Origin of the sequence: Pseudonocardia hispaniensis, from assembly GCF_042658695.1 — a bacterium.
Classification (GTDB): Bacteria; Actinomycetota; Actinomycetes; order Mycobacteriales; family Pseudonocardiaceae; genus Pseudonocardia; species Pseudonocardia hispaniensis.
The window spans coordinates 113,702-138,361 of the sequence record NZ_JBHSQW010000034.1; the positions used below are offsets into that span (position 1 = coordinate 113,702).

Below are 24,660 nucleotides of genomic sequence, written 5' to 3' on the forward strand. Positions count from 1 at the left end.
CAGTGGCGGGAAGGCCAGTAGCACCAGGAACCCGGTGACCAGGATGTTCCAGGTGAAGATCGGCATCCGGAACATGGTCATCCCGGGCGCGCGCAGACAGACGATCGTGGTGATGAAGTTGACCGCGCCCAGGATCGTGCCCAGCCCGGCGATGATCAGGCCCATGGCCCACAGGTCGCCACCCACCCCGGGGGAATGGGTTGCGTCGTTCAACGGGGCGTAGGCCGTCCAGCCGAAGTCCGCGGCCCCACCCGGAGTGGCGAACCCTGAGATCACCATCAGCCCGCCGAACAGGAACAACCAGTAGGAGAACGCGTTCAGTCGTGGGAACGCCACGTCCGGGGCGCCGATCTGCAGCGGCACGATGTAGTTGGCGAAACCGAACAAAATGGGCGTCGCGTACAGCAGCAGCATGATGGTGCCGTGCTCGGTGAACAGTTGGTTGTACTGTTCGTTCGACAGGAACTGCAGTCCGGGTACGGCGAGTTCGGCGCGCATCAGCATCGCCATCAGCCCGCCGGCCATGAAGAACCCGAACGACGTGACCAGGTACAGGATCGCGATGTCCTTGGGGTCGGTCGTTCCTAACATCCACAGCAACCGGCTGCCCTTGCGCACCGGCCGGGCCGGGTACGGGCGGGTGGTGATCGGCTTCGGTGCGACTGCCGTCATGAGCGCCCTCCTCGCGGAGAAAAGCGGGTCGACCATTCGCGGGCGGCCCGCACGGGGATTGTTTCACCCCGTTGATTCGCTCGCCAGAGTGCGCGAAACCGTCCGGCGCGTCGCGGATACCATTCGCGTCGATCAGCCCGCTGAGGGGGACGCGCCATCGTCGCGACAGACGACGCTGCGCGCCAGCTCCCGCACGGCGAGGGCCCGCGAGGGCAGGCAGGGGACCACCGCGCTCAACCCGCATATCCGCAGCACGGTCTCGGTGGCGGGACCGGTCACGACGGCGAGCCTGCGCCCGCGCGCCTGCGGCTCGAGGAGCACACCGACACCTGCCGAGGCCAGAAACGTCAGCTCGGCGAGATCGACGACGACGTCGGGGCCCAGGTCGAACGCGGCGTCGAGGTAGCCGCGTAGCTGGGCGGCGTTGCTCATGTCCACCTCGCCGCGCACGGCGCAGATCACCGTCCCGGACGCGTCGGTGATCAGCTCGGCGGCGAGCATCTCGCCGCCGGCACTCGCTGCGGGACACACGCGGCCGACCCTACAACCCTTCGGAGCGGTCCGAGGGCGCCAACTCGGGGACAACCGGGCCAGGGCGGATTCCGGAGAGGGTGGCAGGCGCGGACCGGTGGGTGCCCGCGGGTAGCCGCGGCCGGGTGCGGGTATTCACCGACATGCCTGCACGCGAAGAGCTACCCGGCACGCTCACCCGCTCCGACGAGAAGGCCCAGCGCACCTGGCTGAAGGCGCACGACTCCGCCGTGGAGACCTATGGTGAAGGTCAGCGTGCCCACCGCACCGCCTACGCCGCGCTCAAGCACACCCATGAGAAGGTTGGCGATCACTGGGAGCCCAAGGACCGGCCCGGACCACCGCGAAGAGCCGCTCGGGGCGAGCGGGCTAGGCTGCCCACAGCCGTTCACCCGCCGGTCCGGCGGTACGACGGGAGGTCGGGAGCGCCGGGGTGACGTCGCGGTGAAGCGGACCGAGGGTGTGCTGTCGGACGGTCGACGCATCATCTGGTTCGACGAGAGCGACGACGCGGCCCGCGACGCGGTCGATCGGCGCGGTCTGCCCCGGCTGGTCTCGGCGTCGCAGCTGCGGTTCGACCCGCTGCTCGGCGAATGGGTCGCCATCGCCACGCATCGGCAGGACCGCACCTTTCTGCCACCGGCCGAGGAATGTCCGCTGTGTCCCACCGTCGCGGGCCGGCACTCGGAAATCCCCACCTCCGATTACGACGTCGTCGTGTTCGAGAACAGGTTCCCCGCGTTCGGCGGGGCCGACGCCGCGGGCGGGCGCTGCGAGGTCGTCTGCTTCACCAGCGACCACTCCTCGTCGTTCGGCGCGCTCAGCCCCGCCCGCGTACGGCTGGTCGTCGACGTGTGGGCCGACCGGACCGCGGAGCTGGGCGAGTTGCCCGGTGTGCGGTACGTGTTCCCGTTCGAGAACCGGGGCGCCGAGATCGGTGTGACCGTGCCTCACCCGCACGGCCAGATCTACGCGTACCCGTACGTGCCGCCGCTGCCCGCCCGGATGCTCGCCATGGCCAGGGCGCACGCCGAGGCCACCGGCCGCAACCTGTTCGCCGACGTACTCAGCGCGGAGCGGGAGGCGGGGGAGCGGGTGGTGCTCGCCGGGCGGTACTGGACGGCGTTCGTCCCGCGGGCCGCCCGCTGGCCGGTGGAGGTGCATCTCTACCCGAACCGGCGAGTCCCGGATCTGGCGGCGCTCCAGGACGCCGAACGCGACGAGTTCGCCGATCTCTACCTCGATGTGCTCGGCCGCCTCGACGCGCTGTACGACGCTGCGCTGCCCTACGTGGCGGCGTGGCAGCAGGCCCCGGCTCGTCCGGACCGCGACGGCGACCGAGAACTGGCCCATCTGCATCTGCGGGTGTTCTCCATCCGGCGCGCGCCGGACAGGCTCAAGTACCTCGCCGGGTCGGAGAGTGGCGCCGGGGCGTTCATCAGCGACGTGCTGCCCGAGGCGGTCGCGCAGCGTCTGCGCGGCGCGTGATGAGCGGGGCCGTCCCGCTGTTCCGGCGCTGTTTCGGCACCGATCCGCAGGTCGGGTGGCGCGCGCCGGGCCGGGTGAACCTCATCGGCGAGCACACCGACTACAACGACGGATACGTACTGCCGATCGCGCTGTCGCTCGGCGTCACGGTCGCCCTGGCGCGCAACGGGTCCGATCGGCTGCGCCTGGTCTCGGCGCAGCACGGCCAGGACGTGGCGACCGTCGCGCTCGACGCCCTGGAGCCCGGCGCGCTATCGGACTGGACGGCCTATCCGGCCGGCGTCGTGTGGCAGCTGCGGCGCAGCGGCCTGGACGTCGGGCGGCACGGCGGCGGCCTGGACATCGCGGTCGACGGCGACCTGCCCGGTGGGGCCGGCCTGTCCTCCTCGGCCGCGCTCGAATGCGCGGCGGCGATGGCGCTGGACGAGCTGCTGCACCTCGGCCTGACCCGCCCGCAGGTCGCCGCCCACGCGCGGGCCGCGGAGCACGACTTCGTCGGCATGCCGTGCGGGGTGATGGACCAGTACGCGTCGCTGCTGTGCACCCAGGGGCACGCGCTGTTCCTCGATACCCGCACGATGACCACCGAGCAGGTTCCACTCGACTTCGCCGCGGCGGGCCTGCACCTGCAGCTCATCGACACCCGCGCCCCGCACCGGCTGGTCGAGGGCCACTACGCCGAGCGCCGCCGCAGCTGCGCCGAGGCCGCCGCGGCGCTGGGCGTCCCGGCGTTGCGCGATATCGACCGGGCCGCGCTCGGGGGCGCGCTGGCCCGCCTGAGCGACGCGACGGCGCGGCGCCGGACCCGTCACGTCGTCACCGAGAACATCAGGGTGCTGGAGACGGTTCGCCTGCTGCGTGACGGCAGACCGGACCGGATCGGCCCCCTGCTCACCGCGTCGCACGCCTCGCTGCGCGACGACTACGAGGTCAGCTGCCCCGAACTCGATCTCGCGGTGGACGCCGCCCTGGGCGCCGGAGCCCTGGGGGCGAGGATGACCGGGGGTGGCTTCGGTGGGAGCGTGATCGCACTCAGCGTTGCCGAGGACGCCGACGCCATCGCGGCTGCGGTGTGCGAAGCCTTCGCCGAGCACGGGTTCGCCGCCCCGATCCGGCTGGACGCCCACCCTGCCGCGGGCGCCGCGCGGATCACGGTCCCGCCCAGGCGATGACCGGGACCGATCCGGCGCACCGTCCGGTACCGCCCGGGATGCGGGACGAGCGGCTAGGTGTCGTGCGGTACGACCTGAGAGTCCGGGCCGGGGTAGTAGATCGACTCGTGTCCGTCCTGCCAGCGCACGCGGTAGTGCGCCGTATCAGCCGAGCCGAGCACCTCGAGGACCTCACCCCGGCGCGGAGGCACATCGAGAACCGAGGTGTTGATCACGATGTGGTCGCCGACGTCGGCATGCATCTGCTCGCTCCTCTCGACAGCGGGGGCTTCCGCCGCTTCCTGCGTCCGGCGGCCCTCCAGGCTACCGGCGCGCGAAGATCAGCGGCAGGGCCGGAAGCCTCCGGGCGCGGTCGTTCGGCGCGTCGGCCGGGCTCAGCCGTCGAGATGCGGCGGCAGCCCGAACAACGCGAACAGCTCGCCGCCGAGAAAGTGGGTGATGCCGGTGATCCGGCCGTCGGCGATCTCCGGGAGCTGGATCGCGAACGGCTCGCGTCGCCCATCCGGCCCGCTGGGCCTGTAGGACGCGAACCCCATCGCTCCGTTCACCGCGACCGGCAGCAGCCGGGAGCCGCGGCATCCGCTGCCCGGGCCGAGCATCCAGGCGCCGATGTCGTCGCGGCCGCGCAGCCACAGCTCGTACGGCGGCATGGTCTGCACCGCGTCCTCGTGCAGCAGGGCGACGAGCGACTCGACATCGAACCGTTCGAAGGCGTCGACGTACCGGTCGAGCAGCGCGCGGTGCTCCTCGTCGAGCGGGTCGGCCGGGCGGCCGGCCCCCAGGTCGCGGGCCGCGAGCGTGGCGCGGGCCCGCTGCAACGCGCTGTTGACGGACGCGACCGAGGTGTCGAGCAGTTCGGCGCTCTCGCTCGCCGACCAGCACAGCACGTCGCGCAGGATCAGCACGGCGCGCTGCCGTGGCGGCAGGTGCTGCAGCGCGGCCACGAACGCCAGCCGGACCGACTCGCGGGCCACGGCCGTCTCGGCCGGGTCGCCGGGGCCGGGCAGCACCCGGTCGTCCTGGATCGGCTCCACCCAGGCGCGGCCCTCCAGCGGGGCGCCGAGGGCGGCCTCGGTAGGCGCGCCCGAGGGCGAGAGGTCCATCGGAAGGGCCCGCCGCGTGCGGCCCTTGAGCATGTCCAGGCAGACGTTCGTGGCGATGCGGTAGAGCCACGAGCGCAGTGACGAGCGGCCGGCGAAGCCGTCGAGGCCGCGCCAGGCGCGGATCATCGTCTCCTGCACCGCGTCGTCGGTCTCGAACGCCGACCCGAGCATCCGGTAGCAGTACCCGGCCAGCTCCCTGCGGTGTTGCTCCAGCCGCGGGTCCAGCTCCGCGGTGCGCGCAGTCGTGGTTCCTCCGACAAGACCGGTCATCAGGGTCCCCCCTCGGCGGCGGTTCAGGTGCCCGGCGAACCGGACGCGGGCCAGGATAGGGAGCCGCACCGACAGTTCGCGAAGCGTCGCTCGCGACCGGGCGACGCGCATCGCGCGAACGTAGCGGCTCGCCGCTGTCGCCGTCACGTCGACGATCTGCGCCACGGACTCCGGGAGCGGCACACCTGGGTGGGTGGCCGACCAGCCGAGCAGCAGCAGCCGTCGCAGCAGGACGAAATCGTGCAGGTGCTCGAGGTCGAGCGAGGTGAGGTCGGCTTCGCGCCGGTAACCGTGCACCCACGCGTCGACCAGCTCGTCGGTCGCGTCACCGTCCGGCACGAACTGCAGCGGTGCCCCGATGTCGAACATCAGCCAGCTGTACCCACAGTCGTCGTAGTCGATGGACCAGAGGTCGTCTCCGTCGCGCATGAGGTTGAGCAGGTGGAGGTCACCATGGATGAGTCCGTGTCGCCCGCCGGAGCGGTCGTAGGCACGCAGTCGACGTATCAGCCGCTGCTCGGCGTTCAGCAGCGCTCGGGCCTCCGGGGGGCGCAGGTCGGGGTGGTGCCGCCATTGGCCGAACCGGGCCCGCTCGCCGAGGATGTCGGGCAGATACCAGTCGAAACGGCGAAAACCCGGGGGAAGCTCACAGAACCGGCGAGGACCGAGGCCGCCCGGACAGGGTCACGATCGACGGTTGCTCGGTGTCGAGGTGCCCGCCCGCGGGCTGCGCACTCCCAGCGAACTGCCTGCTCAGCACCCACCGTGAGTGCGTAACAGTGTTCTAACACTGTTACGCACTCACGGGTGCGTCAGCGCGGCCGGCCGGTCTGCGGGGGCCTGCTGCCGGCGGCGAACGGGTCGGGCCAGACCGCTCCGGGGCCGCTGTACCCCTGCTCGGCCGCGGCGTGCAGCGTCCACTGCGGGTCGTAGAGGTGCGGGCGGCCCAGGGCGCACAGGTCGGCCCGCCCGGCCAGCAGGATCGAGTTGACGTCGTCCCACGACGAGATCGCCCCGACCGCGATCACTGCGACGCCGAGCTCGCGGCCGACCTCGTTGCGGATCCGGTCGGCGTACGGCGTCTGGTAGCTGCGCCCGAACTCCGGCCGCTCGGCCTTGACCACCTGCCCCGTCGAGACGTCGATGCCCGCGGCCCCGTGCTGGGCGAACGCCCGCGCCACCTCGACGGCGTCGTCGACGTCGGTGCCGCCCTCGTACCAGTCCGTGGCCGAGATCCGCACGGTGATCGGCCGCCCCGCCGGCCACGCCGCCCGCACCGCGTCGAAGACCTCCAACGGATAGCGCAGCCGGTTCGCCAGGCACCCGCCGTATCGGTCGGTGCGGGTGTTGGACAGCGGGGAGATGAACGAGGAGAGCAGGTAGCCGTGCGCGCAGTGCAGTTCCAGGACGTCGAACCCGGCACGGGCGGCCCGCCGCGCGGCGGCGGCGAACTGCTCCTTGATGGTGGCCATCTCCTCGACGGTGAGTTCGCGGGGCACCTGGTTGGCAGGGGAGTAGGGGATCGGCGAGGGCCCGACCACCTCCCAGCCGCCCGCGGGCAGCGGATCGTCCATGCCCTCCCACATCAGCCTCGTGGAGCCCTTGCGGCCGGAATGCCCGAGCTGGACACCGATCCTCGCGCCGGTGTGGCCGTGCACGAACTCCACGATCCGGGCCCACCCGGCCTCCTGCTCCGCCGTATACAGCCCGGTGCAGCCCGGGGTGATCCGCCCGGTGGGCGAGACGCAGACCATCTCGGTCATCACCAGCCCGGCCCCGCCCAGGGCCTTACTGCCCAGATGCACCAGGTGAAAGTCGGTGGGCAGCCCGTCCCGGGCGCGGTACATGTCCATCGCCGAGACGATGACCCGGTTGCGCAGCGGTAGCCCGCCGAGGCGGAACGGCTGGAACATCGGTGGGCACCGCTCGTGGTTCCCGGTGAACCAGGTCTCCACCCGGGCGACGAACCCGGGGTCGCGCAGTCGCAGGTTGTCGTAGGTGACCCGGCGACTCCGGGTGATGATGTTGAACGCGAACTGGACCGGGTCCTGGTGGGTGTAGTGACCGATGTCCTCGAACCAGGTCTGGCTGGCCGTGGCCGCCCGCTGGGTGGAGGCCACCAGCGGGCGCCGCTGCTGTTCGTAGGCGGTGAGCGCCGCGTCGAGGCCGGGCTGTTCGTGCAGGCACGCGGCCAGCGCCAGGGCGTCCTCCATCGCGAGCTTGGTGCCCGAACCGATCGAGAAGTGAGCGGTGTGCGCGGCGTCGCCGAGGAGCACCAGGTTGCCGTGCCGCCAGGACTCGGTGCGCACGGTCGGAAAACTCAGCCATCTCGAGTTGTTGCCGATCAGCTGGTGGCCGTCGAGCAGGTCGGCGAACATCTCGCGCACGAGCGCGATCGACTTGTCGTCGTTCTCCCCGGGCGCCCGCCCGAGGTCGGCGATGTCGGCGAACCCGCGCTGCCAGACGTCCTCGTGCATCTCGACGATGACCGTGCTGTGCCGCTCGTCGTACGGGTAGCCGTGCAGCTGGACGACCCCGTGCTCGGTCCGGCGGACGTCGAAGGTGAACGAGCCGAGCACCAGGTCGGTGCCGAGCCACATGTAGCGGCACCGGCCGGTCTGCACGCTCGGCCGGAAGACCTGGGGGTAGGTGCCGCGGGTGCGGGAGTGGGCGCCGTCCGCGGCCACCACGAGGTCGTAGGACGCCCGCAGCAGCTCGGGATCCGGGGCCGGGGCGCGGAAGTGCACCGTGACGCCGAGGTCGGCGCAGCGCCGCTGCAGGATCGCCAGCAGTTCCTTGCGGCTCATCGCCGCGAAGCCGTGCCCGCCCGAGGTCAGCACCGTGCCCCGGTAGTGCACGTCGATGTCGTCCCAGCGGGCGAACCGCCGCTGCATGGCCCGGTACACCTCGGGGTCGGCGTGTTCGATGCCGCCGAGGGTCTCGTCGGAGAACACGACGCCGAAGCCGAACGTGTCGTCCGGCGCGTTCTGCTCCCACACGGTGACCTCGTGCGCCGGGTCGATGCCGCGCACCAGCGCGGCGAGGTACAGCCCGCCCGGCCCACCGCCGATCACGGCGATGCGCACCCCGTCACCCCCGAGCCAGGTCCGCGGGCGGCCGTGCGCCGGGCTGGCGCAGCCGGAACCGCTGCAGCTTGCCGGTGCTGGTGCGCGGCAGGCGGTCCACGAACCGCACGGCGCGCGGGTACTTGTAGGGCGCGATCGTCTGTTTGACGTGGTCCTGCAGCCGATGCACCTCGTCCTCGTCGCCCGGCACGCCCGCGCGCAGCACCACGAAGGCGGTCACGAGCATGCCCCGCTGTTCGTCGGGCAGGCCGACGACGGCGCAGTCGACCACGTCGGGATGCCCGACCAGCGCCTGCTCGACCTCGGGGCCGGCGATGTTGTAGCCCGAGGAGATGATCATGTCGTCGCTGCGGGCCTGGTACCAGAAGTAGCCGTCGGCGTCGCGGATGTAGGTGTCGCCGGTGATGTTCCAGCCGTCCCGGACGTAGTTCCCCTGCCGGTCGCCGCCCAGGTACCGGCACCCGGTGGGCCCCTGCACGACGAGGTGACCGGGCCTGCCGTCCGGTACCGGCTGGCCGTCGTCGTCGACGACGGCGGCGCGGTAGCCGGGTACCGCTCGGCCGGTGGCGCCGGGCCGGATGTCGTCGTCGGCGGCGGAGATGAACACGTGCAACATCTCCGTCGAGCCGATTCCGTCGATGATCCGGAGTCCGGTGCGTTCGTGGAACTCGGTCCACACCGCGGCGGGCAGCGTCTCCCCGGCGGACATGCAGCGGCGAAGGCCGGCCAGCCGGTCGAGCCGCCCGGCGGCGAGCAGCGCCCGGTACATCGTGGGTGAGGTGTAGAGCGCGGTGATGCCGTACGCGGCGACCGCGTCGGCCAGCTCGTCGGGGGTCGTGTGCTCCAGCAGCACGGTCGACGCGCCCGCCCGCAGCGGGAAGACGAGCAGCCCGCCGAGGCCGTAGGTGAACCCCAGCGGCGGGGTCCCGGTGATGACGTCGTCGGGGCGGTGGCGCACGACGTGGCGGGCGAAGGTGTCGGCGATGGCCAACACGTCGCGGTGGAAGTGCATGGTCGCCTTCGGTCGCCCGGTGGTGCCGGAGGTGAAGGCGAGCAGCGCGACGTCGTCGGCGGCGGTGGGGACGTCGGCGAAAACGCCGCCGCCGGCTCCGAGGGTGCGGCACCGAACGGTCAGGTCGTCGGCGGTGTCGCCGCCGAAGGGCACCGGGCGCAGCCCGGGGATATCGGCCGCGAGCAGGTCGGGGAGGTCACGGGCGTCGCACAGGGCGATGGTCGGGCGGGCGAGCTCGCCGATCGTGGTGAGTTCACCCGCCCGCAGCATCGCCATCGTGGTCACGGCGACGCCGCCCGCCTTGAGCACCCCCAACCAGCACGCGGCCAGCCAGGCGCTGTTGGCCCCGCGCAGCAGCACCCGGTTGCCCGGAACGAGGCCGAGCTCGCCGGTGAGCACGGTGGCCACCTGGTTCGCGCGCTGCCGCAGCTGCCCGTAGGTCCAGGCGATGTCGCCACCGCGCACCCCCGGCCGGTCGGCCCCGAACCGGTCGATCGGCTCGTCGAGCAGTGCGCTCGCGCAGTTGAGCCGGTCGGGGTAGCGCAGCTCCGGCAGGTCGAACACCAGCCGCGGCCACCGGTGCGGCGGCGGCAGGTGATCGCGGCAGAAGGTGTCCTGGTGGGCGGACGGGCTGAGCCTCATACGGCACCTCCGGTGCGGCGCACGCTCAGCATCGAGTATGCCGTCACGATGACGACAGTCAAGACCACCGCATAGATCAACGGCTGGGGTGGGTGGTCAGGTCACCGCCGCCCCCACGCGACGAAGATCCCGATGGTGACGGCCGCCTCAGCGGCCTCTGCGACCTCGACCGAGGCCGGTGTGATCGTTCAAGTGGTGCCGAGCTCGGCGTAGCCGTGGTCGGTGAGCCCGGCCCGCTCGAACAGCTCGGCGATGGTCTCGGCGCTGAACCCGAGCCAGCGGTCGGCCTGCTGGGTGCGCATCCATTCGTGGTCGTGCTCGACGCAGTCGCTGATGACCACCGTCCCGCCGGGCCGGACCACCCGGGCCATCTCGGCGATCATGGCAGCCGGGTCGGGGGCGTGGTGCAGGACCATGTTGGCCACCGCGGCGTCGGCCGAGCGGTCCTTCAGAGGCAGCGCATCCACCGGTGCCTCGGTGAGCTCCACGTTGCCGATCCCGAGGCCGGTGAGGTTGTCCCGGGCCACGGCGAGCATCGCCGGTGACGAGTCCACCCCGATCACCCTCCGGACCCGCGGCGCGAGCCCGCCGGCGACGAACCCGGTGCCGGTGCCCACGTCGACGACGGTGCTGGCCTCGGTGAGCTGGGCGCGTTCGGCCAGCGCGTCGACGACCGTCTCGTCGTAGAAGCTCTGATGCATCTGGTCCCACTCGCCCGCGACCCGTTCGAAGAACTCCCTGACCTGGTTGCTGTCCACGCACGCCCTCCTGTGCTGACGTCGGATGGTCCGGGCGGATCGGCCCGGTCGTCGGGAACGGCCGGCGCCCTCAGGCGGCCGACGCGGCCACCGGCAGGCCGGCGAGGCGCCATTCGAGCATCCCGTCGGCGAGCCGGGCGGCGGGGTAGCCGCGGGCCCGCAGCAGCCGCACGGCGTCGTAGGCGAACACGCAGTAGCGCCCGCGGCAGTAGGCGACGATCGTGCGGTCGGCGGGCAGCTCGGCGAGCCGGTCGGGCAGCTCCTCGACGGGGATCGATACCGCCGCGGGAATGTGGCCGTTCGCGTACTCCGGGGCCGGGCGGACGTCGAGCAGCACCACCTGCTCGGCGCGGAGCCGCCGCAACAGTTCCTCGCGCCCGATCTCCTCGACGGCCGCGTCCGGCTCGGCGCCGGTCAGCCCGAGATGGACCCGCCGGGCGGCCTCGGTGTCGGGCAGGTGGGACTGCGCGACCGCGCGCAGCCCGACATACAGCAGGGCGACGTCGTCACCGGCCAGGGAGTAGTGGATCCGGGTGCCGGCCCGCCGCGTGCTCACCAGGTGTGCGCGCTTGAGGGTCTGCAGATGCGCGGACGCGGTGCTCAGCGGCAGGGACGCGGCGTCCGCGAGCTCCTCGACCGTCCGCTCGCCCTGGGCGAGCAGGTCCAGCAGCTCCAGCCGGGACGCGTTGCCGAGCGCCTTGCCGATGCGGGCGAACTGGTCGAACAGGGCCGTCTTCGCCGCGCGGTCCACCAGTTTCTCCATAGTTTCCGAGAATAGCGGAATATGGACGGTGACGAGGATTCTCGTGGGTTGCAGTCGGGGTCACGGCCACCGACGGGCCGCAGCAGGCCGCCGATGGTCGTCGGCTACGCGGGCTCCCGGGTGGTGCGGGCGGTGCTCCGTGGGGTGCCGGTGAACCCGCGTGTCGAGGGGACGAGCGCCGCCGCGGCGGGGGCGAGAACACAGACCAGCGCGCAGGCCAGCAGCGTCGGCGCCGCGCCGAACGCGGCCATCGCCGGGGCGATCAGCGCGAGACCGGCCGGGGCCAGCCCGTAGGAGACCAGGAAGTCCAGCGCCGACACCCGGGCCAGCAGGCGCGGGTCGATCTCGCGCTGGGCCGCGGTGAACCACGGCACGTTGAACAACTCGATGCCGATCCCCGCCGCGACGTAGGCGGCGACGACGGCGGCCGCGGGGACGGGGATCGCGAGGCTCAGCGGGGTGAGGCCGTAGAGGCCCAGGCCCACCAGCGCGGTCCAGCCCGGGGCGCGGGGCCGCCAGCGGGCGATGAGCAGCGCCCCGAGCAGCGCGCCGACGGTGTAGCCGGTGGTCGCGGCGGCCAGCACGACCTCGGTTCCGTACCGGTCGCGACTCACCAGGGGAAGGGCGACGCCGGTGGCGGAGTAGCCGGTGGCGATGACGGCGGTGAGGGCCGCGAGGCCGGCGAGGAACCAGGGGTGCCGTCGTGCCTCACGCAGGCCCTCGGCGAACTCGCCGACGAACGAGCGCCGGTCGGAGGCGGCCTCGCCGAGGGACCGTCCGGCGGGAGGCAGCAGCGCGGCCAGTAGCCACAGCACCCCGGTGCCCGCGACCAGCAGCGCGACGTCGGCCACCAGCGCCAGCAGCGCGGCGGCGCTCGGGGCGACGAGCACGCTCACCCGCACCGCGATGGTGATCGCGGCGTTGGCCTGCTGGCGCCGGGCCGGATCGACGACCTCGGCGGCAAGCGCCTGGAAGGCCGGGCGGCAGGCGCCCTGGCCAGCGCCGACGACGGCCGCGGCCACCGCCATGAGCAGGGCCGACCGTCCGAGGCCGAGCGCGACGAACGGGCTGGCCGCCGCCGCGGCCGCGCCGGACCAGCCGACCACCGCGCGGCGGGAGTAGCGGTCGGCGAGCACCCCGGCGAGCGGGACTGCGGCGAGGAAGCCGACCGTCCTGGCCGCGAGCACGACACCGAGGTCGATCGGGGACAGCGACCGCTCCAGCACCGCGAGGCCGAGCAGGAACGGGAGGGCCCAGGTGGCGAGCCCGGAGGCGGTGGTCCCGCCCCAGAGCCGCAGGAACGCGGGCTCGCGCAGGACCGACCGGGGCGCGGGCGGGGGATCGGGGTGGTCGCTCATCGGTGCCGGCACCCCGTCCGGCGCCGGGTGCGAGCGGGCATCCGCCCACCTCCTCGAATGATCGCAGGCCCCTGGACTGCAACCTAGTGGCTGTTACATTTAGGCGGCAATAGATCCCGGTGTGATCAGGAAGGGCGAGATTCGGACTATCAAAAATGACTATCGTTGTCGTTTAATCGGTCGACCCTTCCCTGATCGAACGGAGCCCGCCTGTGCCCCGAACACTGAGCGTGATCGCGGCTGTCCTGCTCGCCCTTCTCACCTCCTGCGGGGGCGTCCCGGATGCCGGCGGGACGGACGGCTCGCAGCTGAGGATGGCCGTCGCCCGGATCAGCGCGGCGCTCGACCCCGCCGTGGCCCTCAGCACGAGCTACCTGCGCGCCTACGGGGTGGGGGAGTCGCTGGCGAAGATCCGGCCGGACGGCACGGTCGCGCCCGAACTGGCCGAGTCGATCACGCAGACCGCGCCGCGGGAGTGGACGATCGGGCTACGCGAGGGGGTGTCCTTCCACAGCGGCGCGCCCGTCGACGCCACCGCCGTGCGGGCCTCGCTCGAGCGTTCCCGGGATCGCAACGCGCTCGCCAAGAACCTCATCGGGGACCTGACGATCACGGTCGCCGATCCGCGCACGCTGGTGGTACGTACCCCGGGACCATCCCCGTACCTGGCCTACACGCTCGCCCACTACGAGCTGCAGATCCACAACGCCGCCCGGTACGACGGGCTCGGCGGCCCGGCGACGCCCCAGGAGGCAGACCTGACCGGACCGTTCCGGGTCACCGGGTTCACCCCGGAGCAGGAACTGACCCTGGAGCGCAACCGGGCCTGGTGGGGTCCGGCACCGACCATCGAGCGGATCACCGTCACGCAGGTCGCCGATCCGGAGTCCCGCGCCCAGATCGCGCTCGCCGGACAGGCCGACATCGTCGACCTGCTGCCCAGCTCCGCGGTACCCCGGCTGCGCGAGGCAGACGGGATCACCCTGGTCGGCGCTCCCGCGGCCAACACCGTGACCGTCTACCTCAACCCGGCCTCGCCCGCCGCGCCCGCGCTCGCCGACCAACGGGTTCGCCAGGCGCTGGCATGGGGGATCAACCGTGCGGAGGTCGCCGAGATCGCCGGCGAGGGCCTCACCGAGCCGGCATCGAGCTGGCTGGCCTCCAACCCCGCCTACCCGCAGGCCGACCAGCAGGGCTACCCCCGCCATGACCCTCAGCTCGCCGCCCGCCTGCTCGACGAGGCCGGCTGGGTGCTCGGCCCGGACGGGCGCCGCGCCAAGGACGGTCGCCCGTTGACGATCCGGTTGCAGACCTGGGGCACGGAGGGCCCCACGGGCGAGGTACTTCAGTCGCAGTGGGACGCCCTCGGGGTGCGAGTCGAGCTCTCCCACGTCGACGACGCCCTGGTCCGGCAGGCCCGCGAGCGGGGTGACTGGGATGCGCAGACCGCCGCGTTCACCACGATGGGCAACGTGCCCAGCCTGTTCGCCGTCCAGCTGGGCCCGGATGGGTCGGGCAACTACGGGCGGTTCGACATCCCGCAGGTGGCGGGGCTGGTCGAACGGGCCAACGCGGCCGCCACCGAGGCGGAACGCGCCGAGGCCATCCTGGCGCTGAACGCTCTGCACGCCGAGATCGTCCCGGGCATCCCGGTGCATCCCCGCCCGCAGGCCACCGCGGTGGCCGACCGGGTCCGAGGGTTCGTGGCACATCCGCTGCAGTACGAGAACCTGGTGCAGCCCGACCTCGTGCTGGGCGGTTGAGCCGCGGTGCGCCCCGCGCTCCTGCGGTCCGCGGCGCGCGCCCTGGTGGGAGTCGCCGCCGTGCTCGCGGTCGCGTCCGTGCTGGTGTTCGCGCTGGTCCGGGTGGCACCGGGGGACCCGGTCGACAGGCAGTTGGGACAGCAGGGCGGCGTCGGGTTGACCCGGGCGGAGGAGGCCCGGATCCGCGCCGAGCGGCTCGCCGAGCTGGGCCTGGACCGACCGATCCCGGTGCAGTACGCCCAGTGGCTGGGCCGGATGCTCACCGGGGACTGGGGCGCCTCCTACCGCACCGGGCAGCCGGTCCGTACCGAGCTGCTCGACAGGCTGCCGGCGAGCCTCGTGCTGGGCGCCGCGGGCCTTGGCGTGGCGCTCGTGCTGGGCACAGCCGCGGCGCTGCTGGCCAGCAGGCGGCCCGGTGGCCCGGCCGACCAGGCGGTCCGGCTCGGGACCCTGCTCGCGGTCGCGGTGCCGTCGTTCCTGCTCGGCACGATCGCCCTGCAGGTCGCCACGGCCGCGCACGGCTACCGGATCGCCGGTCCGGCCTCCCCGGACCGGCTCTGGCTGCCCGCACTGGTGCTGGGCATCGCGGTGGCCCCGACCATGTCGCGGGTGCTGAGGGCCTCCCTGATCGCCGAACGCGGGCGGCTCTACGCGGTCGCCGCCCAGGCGCGGGGGAGCTCGGCGGGCCGCACCCTGGTGCGCCACGTCCTGCGCCCGGCACTGGGCCCGGTGCTCACCCTCGGTGGTCTCGCGTTCGCTTCACTGGTCACCGGGTCGATCATCACCGAGGCCGTGTTCACCTGGCCGGGGATCGGCGGCTACGCGGTCGAGGCGATCGCGGCGCAGGACTACCCGGTCGTGCAGGCCTACGTTCTGCTGGCGACCGCGGTCGTGGTGCTGGTCAACCGGGGCGTGGACCTCGTCGCGCGGATCGTGGACCCGCGCGCCGGTGCGCGGGCGGAGGCGGTGGCGTGACCTCCCTCGAGGTGGCCGAGGTGACCGGCCGGGCCCGGTCCGCGCTTCGCGGGCGGGGCCGCGGGCTGCTCGCGGTCGGGATCGTGCTGCTCGCCGTGGTGGTGCTCGCCTCGCTGGCCGCGCCGTGGCTCGCCGCGTTCGACCCCGCCGCGCAACGGGTGGGGCCGCGGCTGGCCGCGCCGGGCGGGGAGCATCTGCTGGGCACCGACCGGTTCGGCCGCGACCACGCCTCCCGGGTCCTGCACGGCGGCCGGCACACGCTGCTGCTCACCGGGGCGACCATGCTCGCGATCGTCGCGACCGGTGCGGTCGTCGGGGCGCTCGTCGGGCTCGCCGGCCCCCGGTGCGACGACCTGGGCCGCAAGGCGATCGACACGGTCGTCGCGTTCCCGGCGGTGATCGTGATCCTGGCCTTCGTCGGGCTCTACGGCCCGTCCCTGGTGACCGTGCTGGGCGGTGCGCTGCTGGTGTGGTGGGCGCCGTTCGCCCGGCTCGTCCGCACCCTGGTGCGTTCCGCGCTGGCCGAGCCCTCGGCGGTGGCAGCCCGGGCGCTGGGTGCGTCGCGGTGGCACCTGCTGCGCGCGGAGGTCCGGCCTCGGCTGATCGGGCCGCTGGCGGTGCTCACCGCGGTGGAGGCCGGCCAGCTGATCGCCACGGTCGCCGGGCTGAGCTTCCTCGGGTTGGGGGCGCAGCCACCGGCCGCGGAGTGGGGCGCGATGCTGGCCGACGCCCGCGGCGCCGCGCTGACCGACCCCCACCTGGTGCTCGGGCCGGGGATCGCGGTACTGGTCACGGTGTTCGCGCTGACCTGCGTCGGCGAGGGCCTGCGCGACGTGCTGGACCGCTCGGCGCAGGTGGTGACGGCGTGAGTCTGCTGACCGCGCGGGACCTCACCGTCGACTTCGGCGGCCGGGCCGTCCTGCACGGCGTCGACCTCGACGTGGCGCCCGGCGAGGCGCTGGTCGTGCTCGGTGGCAGCGGCTCGGGCAAGTCGACGCTGCTGCGCGCCCTGCTCGGGCTGGTACCCGCCCCGGGTCGGGTCCGGGCCGGCACGCTGGCGCTGCACACCGGCGGCGGGTGGGTCGACCTCACCCGGCGCGGGGCCTGGCGGCGCGTCCGCGGCCGTGAGATCGGCATGGTGTTCCAGGACCCGGCGCTCGCGCTGACCCCGTTGCGGCGGGTCGGTTCGCTGGTCGCCGAGGCCGCCAGCGAGCCGAACCGGGTCGAGCCGCTGCTCGCGGCCGGTGGGCTGGCCGATCCGGGGCGGGTGGCGGCACGGCGGGCGTGCGAGCTGTCCGGCGGGCAGGCCCAACGGGTCGGGCTGGTGCTTGCGGTCGCGGGTGGACCGCGCATGCTGCTCGCCGACGAACCCACCACGGCGCTGGACGGGCCTGCTCGTGATGCGCTGGTCGGGCGGCTGCGGGAACGCGCCGATGCCGGCACGGCGGTCGTGCTCGTCACCCATGACGTCAGCGTGGCCGCGGCGTTCGCCGACCGGATCATCGTGCTGGACGGCGGCCGGGTCGTCGAGCAGGGCCCACCGACCGGCGTGCTCGGTGATCCCGGGCACGCCGCCACCCGTGCCCTGGTTCGCGACGTGCCGTGGTCGCTGCCCGCGCGCACCCGCCCGGTTCCCCGGCCGGCGCGGCCACCCGTGGTACGGGTTCGCGGGCTGGCCAAGGCGTTCGCCGGGACCGGGCCCGTGCTCGCCGGTCTCGACCTTGACGTCGCCGACGGGGAGGTCGTCGGGATCATCGGCCGCAGCGGCGAGGGCAAGACGACGTTGCTGCGGTGTCTGCTCGGCCTGCAGCGGCCCGACGCCGGGGACCTGTTGCTCGGCGGGGTGGACCCGGCGGCCGCGGGATGGGCGGCGGTCCGCCGGGCCGTCTCGCTGGTCCCGCAGGATCCCCGGGCCTCGCTCAACCCGTGGCGCACCGCCGCTCAGCTCGTCGCCGACCCGCTGGACTTCCACCGGATCGGGGACCGCGCCTTCCGGCGGAAGCGAGCCCGTGACCTGCTCGCCGCGGTCGGGCTCGGCGAGATGGCCGATCGACGGCCGAACGCGCTGTCGACCGGGCAGTGCCAGCGGGTGAGCATCGCCCGCGCGCTGGCGGTGCGTCCCCGGCTGCTCGTCGCCGACGAACCCGCGTCCGCGCTGGACGTGACCCTCCAGGCCGAGGTGATCACGCTGCTGTCCCGGGTGGTGGCCGAACACGGGATGAGCGCCCTGGTCGTCTCGCACGATCTGCACGTGCTGGAACGGCTCTGCGACCGGATCGCCGTCCTCGACGACGGGCGGCTGGTGGAGGACCTGCCCGTCGACCGGCTGCGCGCCGACGCCACCCATCCGCGGACCCGCGCGCTGCTGGCCGCCTATCCGACCGATCCGCTGGCCGTCGCCGCCGGATGAACAGTACCCCGAGAAGAGGAGCCCGAGACGTGGGACAGGACCAGCCCGCCGAGTACACGATCCGCCGCGCCGCCACCGCCGACGACCTCGCCGGGGCCCGCGCGGTCGTGCTGCACACCGCCGAGGCCGATCTCGGCTACGGCTACGTCCCGCAGTGGCACTGGGACCTCGACCGGCCGGTCGAGACCTATGTGGACAACCCGCGGCAGGCGATGTTCGTGGCCGTCGACGATGCGGGCGTCGTCGTGTCGACGGCCGCGATCCGCGTCGGCGGCCCCAACGTCCCGCCCCATCCCGAGGAGCTCGGCCGCCGCTACGCCGACCGGCAGGCCGTCGCGCAGCTGCTGCGGGTCGCGACGATGCCCGAGCATCGCCGGGTCGGGCTGGGCAGGCGCCTGGTCGCCGCGTGCCAGGAGTTCGTCCGCGCGGACGGCGGGTTCCGGGTGATCTACCTGCACACCAACACCCGGGTACCCGCGGCCGAACCGTTCTGGCGGTCGCTGCCCGTGGTCGAGATCCGCGACGACCGCGGCGAGGAACGGGACCCGCGGTTCGCCACCGTCCACTTCGAACTCCCGCTCGACGTGCCGATCGCGTGACGCGGGTTTCGTTCCGTTCCCAGTTCGGCGGGCTGTCGCCGAGCGCGCGGCTGCTGGTGGTCAACCAGTTCGGGATCAACGTCGGCTTCTACATGGTGCTGCCGTTCCTGGCCACGTATCTCGTGGACGACCTCGGCTACGGCGCGGCGCTGGTCGGGCTCGTCCTCGGCGTGCGCACGCTGGCCCAGCAGGGGCTCTTCCTCGTCGGCGGCAGCGCGGCCGATCGCCTCGGCTGCCGGCCGATGATCATCCTCGGGTGTGGGCTGCGGGTCGTCGCGTTCGGGTTGTTCGCGCTGGTGAGCTCGCCCGCCGGGATCGTGGTCGCCGCCGCGCTCACCGGGGTGGCGGGTGCGTTGTTCAACCCTGCGGTGCGCACCTATCTCACCCACGAGGCGGCCGGATCCCGCGCCGAGGCGTTCGCCGTGTTCAACGTCGCCGCCCACGCCGGGGCGCTGGCCGGTCCACTGATCGGCACCGCGCTGCTGGCCGCCGACTTCCGGCTGGTCGCCGCGGTGGCCTGCGCGACCTTCCTGCTGCTGACCGTCGCGCAGGTGGTCGCCCTGCCCGGGCGGGCGGCCGCGACCCACCCCGAGGGGGTGTTCGGCAGCTGGTGGACGGTGCTGCGCAACCGCCGCTTCGTCGCGTTCACCCTGTTCGGCTCGGCCTACTTCGCGCTCTATAACCAGCTGTACCTGGTGCTGCCGCTGGAGGCGCAGCGGGTCACCGGGACGCCCGCGGCGGTCGCCGCGGTGTTCGTGGTGTCGACGCTGGTCGGGATCGTCCTGCAGGTGCGCCTCACCGCCTGGTGCCGGGATCGCTGGGCCCCGGGAAGCTGTGTGGCGGGCGGGCTCGCGCTGATGGGAGCGGGTTTCGTCCCGGTGGCGGTCTCGGCGCTGCTGCCCACCGCCGGAGGGGCCCCTGCCGGTCCCGCCGGCCTGGCTCCGGCGGTCCCGGTGCTGCTGGGCACGGTGGTGTTCACCGTCGGCATGGCCGTGACCAACCCCTTCACCATGCAGCTGCTGCCCGTGGTGGGCAGCGAACGGCTGGCCGGCACCTACTACGGCTTCTTCTACCTGGTCTCCGCGCTGCTCACCGCCGCGGTCGCGGCGGTCACCGGCGAGCTGCTGGACACGCCGGGGGCAGGCCCGCTGGCGTCCGCGGTGCTGCTCGCCGTCGGGCTGGCCGGGGCCGCCGGAGTGGGCACGATGCAGCGCCGGGGCCGGCTGGTTCCGGCACACGACGGGCGGGGCACCCGCTGACCTCGGCGCCGGTCAGGGCGGCAGCACCGCCGTCGCCTGCAGCTCCACCAGCGCCTCGACGTCCCACAGCCGGGCCACGCCGACCGCGCTGGTCGCCGGGTACCGGGTACCGGCCAGCCGCCGCCACACCGCGCCGATCTCGCGCGCGTGCGCCCGGTAGCCGTCCACGTCGACGATGTAGATCGTCAGGGCGGCCAGCTGCGCGGGCTCGCCGCCCGCGGCGCGCAGCGCGGTGAGCAGGTTGGACAGCGCCCGCTCGAACTGGGCGACGATCCCGCCGGGGACGATCCGGCCGTCCGCGTCGAGCGCGGTCTGGCCGGCGAGGAACACGGTGCGCCCGGTGCCGACGACGGCGTGGGCGAAGCCGCTGGGCCGGGCCAGCTCGGGCGGGTCGACCCGCCGCAGGGGAAACCCGTCATCCTCGGTCACGGACGCCTCCCGCCCGCGGGCCCGGCATCCCGGGGTGGCCCGCCGACCCGACTCTACGGCGTCGAGGGTCAGACGCGGCCGCGGACCAGACCGATCAGCCGGGCCGCCGCCTGCCGCTGGGGATCGCCGCGCAGGTCGGTGACGAGCTGGAGGTCGCAGGCGCGGCCGTCGAGCACGAACTCCGCGATGCCCCCTGGGGCGAAGCGGATACCGTCCGGTCCCGGCTCGGTCGGCCCGTAGTCCGACTCCGCGGGAAGCTGCCCGTCCGCCGCGGAGCCGCTGCGGCCGATGCTGACGCTGACCGACCAGTAGGTGTCCTCGTTCACCCAGGTGCACGAGCCCGCCATGAGGTTCGGTTGGGGGCTGACCCGGTGGTCGCCGATCAGCTCGGTCACCTCGGCGGTGGTGAGCAGTGCGCAGGCGTCGACCGGGGCCGGGTCCTTCGGTAACTGGGGCAGCGCACCGGGCTGGGCGAGGCCAGGCAGGTTCGGCGAGGGGTCCGCCGGTGCCGGTCCGCAGGCCACCAGGGCGGCCAGGCACGTCACCGCCAGCACCGTTCCCGGCGCACGCCGGACCCACCATGCGCTACGGCGTGTCGGACGCGGCGGGAAGCCGGTCTCGGCGCGGGTCCTGGGCGACGCCGATACTGCGAGCGGGCGGAACGTCAACGCGAGGCCTCCGGTGATCGTGGGCGGAACGCCAGGCTGGGTGATCACCGAGGGCGTGTCACGCGTAGTGGGCTACCTGTTCCGCGTGGGTGGTCCGGCACCCGAGCCCGAGCGGCGTGTCACCTCCCGCATTCCCACCTGGCCGAGGGGCTCGGCACACTCCTCACGTGCGAGGCGAGGCTCCCGGGGCGTGGCCGCTGACCGGGCGGGACAGCGAGCTGCGGGCGATCGGCCAGGCGCTGCGCGAGACCGGCGGGGTGCTGCTCGCCGGGGCGGCCGGGGTCGGCAAGACCCGGCTGGCCCGTGCCGCGGCGCTCGCCTGGGCCCACGCGGTGCGCTGGGTCTGTGCCAGCGAGTCGTCGCGGAGCATCCCGCTCGGTGCGTTCGTGCCGGTGCTCGGCGAGGATGCCCCGAACGCGGGGGGCGCGGGCCTGCTGGGCCACGCCCACCTCGCGCTGGGCAACGATCCCGACCTGCTCCTGGTCGTGGACGACGCGCACCTGCTCGACGCGGTGTCCGCGACGCTGCTGCACCAGCTCGTCGTGGCCGGGTGCCCGCGGGTGCTGCTCACCGTCCGGGACGGCGAGCGCGCCCCCGACGCGGTCACCGCGCTGTGGAAGGACGGTCTGGTCGGCCGGGTCGAGCTGGCCCCGCTGGCCCTCGACGAGGTCGGCGCGTTGCTCGACTCGGTGCTCGGCGGCCGCCTCGACCCCGACGGCCTGCGCAGGCTGCACGCCGCCACGGGGGGAAACGTGCTGTGGCTACGGCACCTGGTCGAGGGCGAGCGGGCCGCGGGCCGGTTGACCACCACCGACGGCGTATGGGGCTGGTCCGGCGAGCCGCGGCTCACCCCGGCGTTGACCGCGCTGATCGACGCCCGGCTCGGGGACCTGCCGGACCGGGTGCGCGCCGTGCTCGAGTTGCTGGCGGTCGGGGAGCCGATCGGGGTGCCGTTGTTGGTGCGGCTCGCCGGGGAGAACGAGCTCGACGAAGCCGCACACCGCGGCCTGGTCGTGGTCGAGGGCTCGTGCGGCCGCCTGCAGGCCCGGCTGGCCCACCCGCTCTACGGCGCGGCGGTGCGCGACCGCGCGGGCCCGTTCCGCGCGCGGAGGCTGCGGGGGATCCTCGCCGATGCGCTGGCCGCGACCGGGCCCGGCGGGGCCGGTGACACGCTTCGTCGCGCGGTGCTCGCGATCGAGAGCGATCGCGGGCCGGACGTCACCCTGATGTTCGACGCGGCCCTCGAGGCAGCGGTGCTCAGCGACCTGGGGCTGGCCGAACGCCTGGCTCGCGCGGCCTGTGTCCACGGTGGCGGGTTCGCGTCGCGGCTGCTGCTGGCGGTGCTGCTGGGCTGGCAGTTCCGCGGGCAGGACGCCGAGCGGGAGTTCGCGGCCGCGGCCGGCCTGGCCACCATCGGGGACGAACGGATCCGGGTGGCCACCGCCCGGGCCACCAACCTGTTCGTCCTGCTGGGCCGCCTCGACGATGCGTGGGCCGAGCTCGCCGCGGCCGAGCGGGACTCCGGTACCCCGCAGCGGGGACTGCGCGCCTTCCTCGCGGCCGCGGACAACCGGCTGGCCGAGGCGGAGCGGGAGGCGCGCCACGCGCTGGCGGCCCGGCCCGGGGCACCGGCCGAGGCCCAGGCCGCGTGGTCGCTGACCGCGGTGCTCGCCCTGCGGGGGCGCAGCGACCAGCTCGCCGATCTGGTGGTTCGTGGCGCGGCGGCGGCCACCCGGGCGCCGGAGACCGCCGTGGTGGTCGTGAACATCGCCTACTGGGAAATCCTCGGGCACGGTCTGGCGGGCTCCCCGGACCACGTCCAGGAGTGTCTCGGGCGGTGGAGCGGGCTACTCGCCGGGGTGTTCCCCTCGGCGTTCCGGCCCCAGCTCGAGGGATGGCTCGCGCTGGTGCGGGGCCAGACCGGCGCCGCGACGGAGCTGCTCGCGCGGTTCCGGCCGCATTTTCCCGGCCACGGCGGCGGCTGGACGACGTTGTTCGAGACCACTCTCGCCATGGCCTGTGCGATGTCCGGGGACGCCGCCGGAGCGACGGAGGCCGTCCGGCGCGCCGAGGCAGGCCGGCATCCCGGGATCACGGTCGGCGAGCCACTGCTGGCACTGGCCCGGGCCTGGACGGCCGCGGCCGAGGGCGCGGTGAGCGTGGGGACGGCGCTGGCCCGGCGCGCGGCGGCGCTCGCGGCCGCCTCCGGGCAGGCGGCGGTGGAGGTGCTGGCCCGGCACGCAGCCGTCGGCCTCGGTGACCGCAGCCAGGCGGGAGCGCTGCGGGAGCTCGCGGGCCGGGTCCACGGGCCGCGGGCGCCGGCCGCCGCCCGGCACGCCGAGGCGCTGGCCGCCGGGGACACGGCCGCTCTGCTGGCGTCGTCGAGCGCGTTCGAGGAAGCCGGGCTGCTTCTCCCCGCGGCCGAGGCCGCCGCCCAGGCCGTGGTCCAGCACCGGGCACGAGGCGAGCACCCGGCCGCGACGGCGGCCGCCCGGCGAGTGATGGAGCTGTCCGGGCGTTGTCCCGGCGCCGCGACGCCGGCGCTGGTGGCCGCGGCGCGCCCGCTCCCGATCACCGAACGGGAGCGCGAGATCGCCACCCTGGTGGCCGGCACGCTGTCGAACAGGCAAATCGCGTCGCGGCTGGGGATCTCGGTGCGCACGGTCGAGGGACATATCTACCGCGCCTGCACGAAGCTGGGTGTCACCGACCGGGCCGCGTTGGCCGCGGTGGTGGCGGGCCCGGCCCCCGGCCGGACACCCCCGGGGGGCCGATCTCATGCCTGCACCGCACCGCCGTCGACCTCGATCCCCTGACCGGTGATCGCCGCGCTGCCCACGCACAGCAGCACGGCGTCGGCCACCTCGTCGGCCGTGATCAACCGGCCGATCGGCTGGCGGCGCTCCAGCGCGGCCCGAGCCTGCTGAGGTGTCCGGCCGGTGCGGGCGGCGATCGCGGCGACGGTGGCATCGGTCATCGGGGTGTCGACGTAGCCGGGGCAGACGGCGTTGACGGTCACCCCGGTGCCCGCGAGCTCGGCGGCGGCGGACCGCACGAGCCCGAGCAGGCCGTGCTTGCTCGCCGAGTACGCCGCGACGAGCGGCTCGCCGCGGCGAGCCGCCACCGAGGCGATCGCCACGATCCGGCCCCACCCGGCGTCGACCATCGCGGGAACCGCGCGACGCAGCAACCGGAACGGGGCGGTCAGGTTGAGCTCGAGCATGCGCTGCCAGTCCGCGTCGCTGGTGTCGGCCAGCGGGGAGGCCACCCCGGCGCCCGCCGCGAGCACCAGCACCTCGACCGGCCCCCAGGCCCGCTCGACCGCGGAGCACAGCGCGTCGGCGGCCCCGGGGTCGGTGACGTCGGCCGGCAGCACGAGCGGCTCGCCGGGCACCGTGCCGGCCACCGATGCCAGCTCGGCCTCGGTGCGTGCGGACAGGGCCACCGCGTGCCCGGCGGCGGCGATCCGGCGGGCGACGGCCGCCCCGATGCCGCGTCCCGCGCCGGTCACGAGACAGCGTCGCGGGACCACCCGGCCAAGCCTCGCAGTGTTTGTGACGGCCGTCAACATCACGATATGTGGTCGGACCGGGTCGATCGTCTCGGAATGCCCCGTTGTTCGTCCGCCGCTGGGCCCCCGGTAATCTCGCCCGCCGTGCCCGGGGTCCGGGCACGCCCGGGGCACGGAGGGCGTCGGGGAGG

At 74.0% G+C, this 24,660-nt stretch carries 21 protein-coding genes and 2 pseudogenes; 10 read left to right on the forward strand and 13 right to left on the reverse strand.

Annotated features, from left to right (window positions below; translation table 11 throughout):
• Together ACFQE5_RS16505 and ACFQE5_RS16510 are read right to left on the reverse strand one after the other, a co-directional pair.
• A partial coding sequence (locus ACFQE5_RS16505) for a cbb3-type cytochrome c oxidase subunit I (protein WP_379586112.1) occupies window positions 1-672 on the reverse strand: 672 nt, incomplete at its 3' end.
• A gap of 132 nt (window positions 673-804) precedes the next feature.
• A complete protein-coding gene (locus tag ACFQE5_RS16510; RefSeq protein WP_379586114.1) occupies window positions 805-1,203 on the reverse strand; it encodes an STAS domain-containing protein in 399 nt (132 codons plus the stop codon).
• Between the two features lie 143 nt (window positions 1,204-1,346).
• Between ACFQE5_RS16510 and ACFQE5_RS16515 the strand changes: the two are divergent.
• The 3 genes and pseudogenes from ACFQE5_RS16515 to galK all read left to right on the forward strand — a co-directional run.
• Window positions 1,347-1,577, forward strand: a pseudogene (locus ACFQE5_RS16515) (ChaB family protein); the annotation flags it as partial.
• Between the two features lie 70 nt (window positions 1,578-1,647).
• A complete protein-coding gene (gene galT / locus ACFQE5_RS16520; protein WP_379586116.1) occupies window positions 1,648-2,691 on the forward strand; it encodes a galactose-1-phosphate uridylyltransferase in 1,044 nt (347 codons plus the stop codon).
• On the forward strand, window positions 2,691-3,863 hold the full coding sequence (galK, locus tag ACFQE5_RS16525; protein ID WP_379586118.1) for a galactokinase: 1,173 nt from the start codon (window positions 2,691-2,693) through the stop codon (window positions 3,861-3,863). The genes galT and galK overlap by 1 nt, the downstream gene beginning before the upstream one ends.
• Before the next feature lie 53 nt (window positions 3,864-3,916).
• On the opposite strand, the gene ACFQE5_RS16530 is transcribed toward galK, so the two are convergent.
• The 8 genes and pseudogenes from ACFQE5_RS16530 to ACFQE5_RS16565 all read right to left on the reverse strand — a co-directional run bounded on the left by ACFQE5_RS16530 (window position 3,917) and on the right by ACFQE5_RS16565 (window position 12,855).
• Window positions 3,917-4,105 carry a DUF1918 domain-containing protein gene (locus tag ACFQE5_RS16530; protein ID WP_379586120.1) on the reverse strand — a complete coding sequence of 63 codons (189 nt, stop codon included), beginning with the start codon at window positions 4,103-4,105 and terminating at the stop codon, window positions 3,917-3,919.
• A 132-nt stretch (window positions 4,106-4,237) separates the two neighbouring features.
• Window positions 4,238-5,347: a sigma-70 family RNA polymerase sigma factor gene (locus tag ACFQE5_RS16535; RefSeq protein ID WP_379586283.1), complete on the reverse strand. Its 1,110-nt coding sequence runs from the start codon at window positions 5,345-5,347 to the stop codon at window positions 4,238-4,240.
• 171 nt (window positions 5,348-5,518) lie between these two features.
• Window positions 5,519-5,872: pseudogene (locus ACFQE5_RS16540) on the reverse strand (phosphotransferase enzyme family protein); the annotation flags it as partial.
• A 176-nt stretch (window positions 5,873-6,048) separates the two neighbouring features.
• Complete coding sequence (locus ACFQE5_RS16545; RefSeq protein WP_379586122.1) at window positions 6,049-8,322, reverse strand: bifunctional salicylyl-CoA 5-hydroxylase/oxidoreductase; 2,274 nt, start codon at window positions 8,320-8,322, stop codon at window positions 6,049-6,051.
• Between the two features lie 4 nt (window positions 8,323-8,326).
• Complete coding sequence (locus ACFQE5_RS16550; protein WP_379586124.1) at window positions 8,327-9,976, reverse strand: AMP-binding protein; 1,650 nt, start codon at window positions 9,974-9,976, stop codon at window positions 8,327-8,329.
• A gap of 188 nt (window positions 9,977-10,164) precedes the next feature.
• Complete coding sequence (locus tag ACFQE5_RS16555; protein WP_379586126.1) at window positions 10,165-10,734, reverse strand: class I SAM-dependent methyltransferase; 570 nt, start codon at window positions 10,732-10,734, stop codon at window positions 10,165-10,167.
• A 70-nt stretch (window positions 10,735-10,804) separates the two neighbouring features.
• Window positions 10,805-11,488 carry an ArsR/SmtB family transcription factor gene (locus ACFQE5_RS16560; RefSeq protein ID WP_379586284.1) on the reverse strand — a complete coding sequence of 228 codons (684 nt, stop codon included), beginning with the start codon at window positions 11,486-11,488 and terminating at the stop codon, window positions 10,805-10,807.
• Between the two features lie 113 nt (window positions 11,489-11,601).
• Entirely contained in the window at window positions 11,602-12,855 is a 1,254-nt protein-coding gene (locus ACFQE5_RS16565; protein ID WP_379586129.1) for an MFS transporter, read from the reverse strand.
• 212 nt (window positions 12,856-13,067) lie between these two features.
• Between ACFQE5_RS16565 and ACFQE5_RS16570 the strand changes: the two genes are divergently transcribed.
• The 6 genes from ACFQE5_RS16570 to ACFQE5_RS16595 are packed head-to-tail and all read left to right on the forward strand — an operon-like array spanning window position 13,068 to window position 19,861.
• On the forward strand, window positions 13,068-14,618 hold the full coding sequence (locus ACFQE5_RS16570) for an ABC transporter substrate-binding protein (RefSeq protein WP_379586131.1): 1,551 nt from the start codon (window positions 13,068-13,070) through the stop codon (window positions 14,616-14,618).
• Window positions 14,619-14,624: 6 nt separating this feature from the next.
• Window positions 14,625-15,593: an ABC transporter permease gene (locus ACFQE5_RS16575; protein ID WP_379586133.1), complete on the forward strand. Its 969-nt coding sequence runs from the start codon at window positions 14,625-14,627 to the stop codon at window positions 15,591-15,593.
• Window positions 15,590-16,462: an ABC transporter permease gene (locus tag ACFQE5_RS16580; RefSeq protein ID WP_379586135.1), complete on the forward strand. Its 873-nt coding sequence runs from the start codon at window positions 15,590-15,592 to the stop codon at window positions 16,460-16,462. The genes ACFQE5_RS16575 and ACFQE5_RS16580 overlap by 4 nt, the downstream gene beginning before the upstream one ends.
• Entirely contained in the window at window positions 16,459-18,003 is a 1,545-nt protein-coding gene (locus ACFQE5_RS16585) for an ABC transporter ATP-binding protein (RefSeq protein ID WP_379586137.1), read from the forward strand. The genes ACFQE5_RS16580 and ACFQE5_RS16585 overlap by 4 nt, the downstream gene beginning before the upstream one ends.
• Window positions 18,004-18,032: 29 nt before the next feature.
• Complete coding sequence (locus tag ACFQE5_RS16590; RefSeq protein ID WP_379586139.1) at window positions 18,033-18,602, forward strand: GNAT family N-acetyltransferase; 570 nt, start codon at window positions 18,033-18,035, stop codon at window positions 18,600-18,602.
• Entirely contained in the window at window positions 18,599-19,861 is a 1,263-nt protein-coding gene (locus tag ACFQE5_RS16595; RefSeq protein ID WP_379586141.1) for an MFS transporter, read from the forward strand. Before ACFQE5_RS16590 ends, ACFQE5_RS16595 begins: the two co-directional genes overlap by 4 nt.
• Window positions 19,862-19,873: 12 nt before the next feature.
• On the opposite strand, the gene ACFQE5_RS16600 is transcribed toward ACFQE5_RS16595, so the two are convergent.
• Entirely contained in the window at window positions 19,874-20,266 is a 393-nt protein-coding gene (locus ACFQE5_RS16600; RefSeq protein ID WP_379586286.1) for a RidA family protein, read from the reverse strand.
• Between the two features lie 92 nt (window positions 20,267-20,358).
• Complete coding sequence (locus ACFQE5_RS16605; RefSeq protein WP_379586143.1) at window positions 20,359-20,835, reverse strand: hypothetical protein; 477 nt, start codon at window positions 20,833-20,835, stop codon at window positions 20,359-20,361.
• A gap of 290 nt (window positions 20,836-21,125) precedes the next feature.
• Between ACFQE5_RS16605 and ACFQE5_RS16610 the strand changes: the two genes are divergently transcribed.
• Window positions 21,126-23,774, forward strand: a complete 2,649-nt coding sequence (locus ACFQE5_RS16610; protein WP_379586145.1) for a LuxR C-terminal-related transcriptional regulator — start codon at window positions 21,126-21,128, stop codon at window positions 23,772-23,774.
• Here the strand turns inward: ACFQE5_RS16610 and ACFQE5_RS16615 are convergent.
• A complete protein-coding gene (locus ACFQE5_RS16615) occupies window positions 23,735-24,469 on the reverse strand; it encodes an SDR family NAD(P)-dependent oxidoreductase (RefSeq protein WP_379586147.1) in 735 nt (244 codons plus the stop codon). The two genes, ACFQE5_RS16610 and ACFQE5_RS16615, sit on opposite strands and share 40 nt — an antisense overlap.
• Between the last annotated feature and the right edge of the window lie 191 nt (window positions 24,470-24,660).

What these genes read in the sequence shown, in the direction of transcription:
- galK (WP_379586118.1), top strand. Translation starts at nt 2,691, where the DNA reads ATGAGCGGGGCCGTCCCGCTGTTCCGGCGCTGTTTCGGCACCGATCCG.
- ACFQE5_RS16530 (WP_379586120.1), bottom strand. Translation starts at nt 4,105, where the DNA reads ATGCATGCCGACGTCGGCGACCACATCGTGATCAACACCTCGGTTCTC.
- ACFQE5_RS16535 (WP_379586283.1), bottom strand. Translation starts at nt 5,347, where the DNA reads ATGCGCGTCGCCCGGTCGCGAGCGACGCTTCGCGAACTGTCGGTGCGG.
- ACFQE5_RS16550 (WP_379586124.1), bottom strand. Translation starts at nt 9,976, where the DNA reads ATGAGGCTCAGCCCGTCCGCCCACCAGGACACCTTCTGCCGCGATCAC.
- ACFQE5_RS16565 (WP_379586129.1), bottom strand. Translation starts at nt 12,855, where the DNA reads ATGAGCGACCACCCCGATCCCCCGCCCGCGCCCCGGTCGGTCCTGCGC.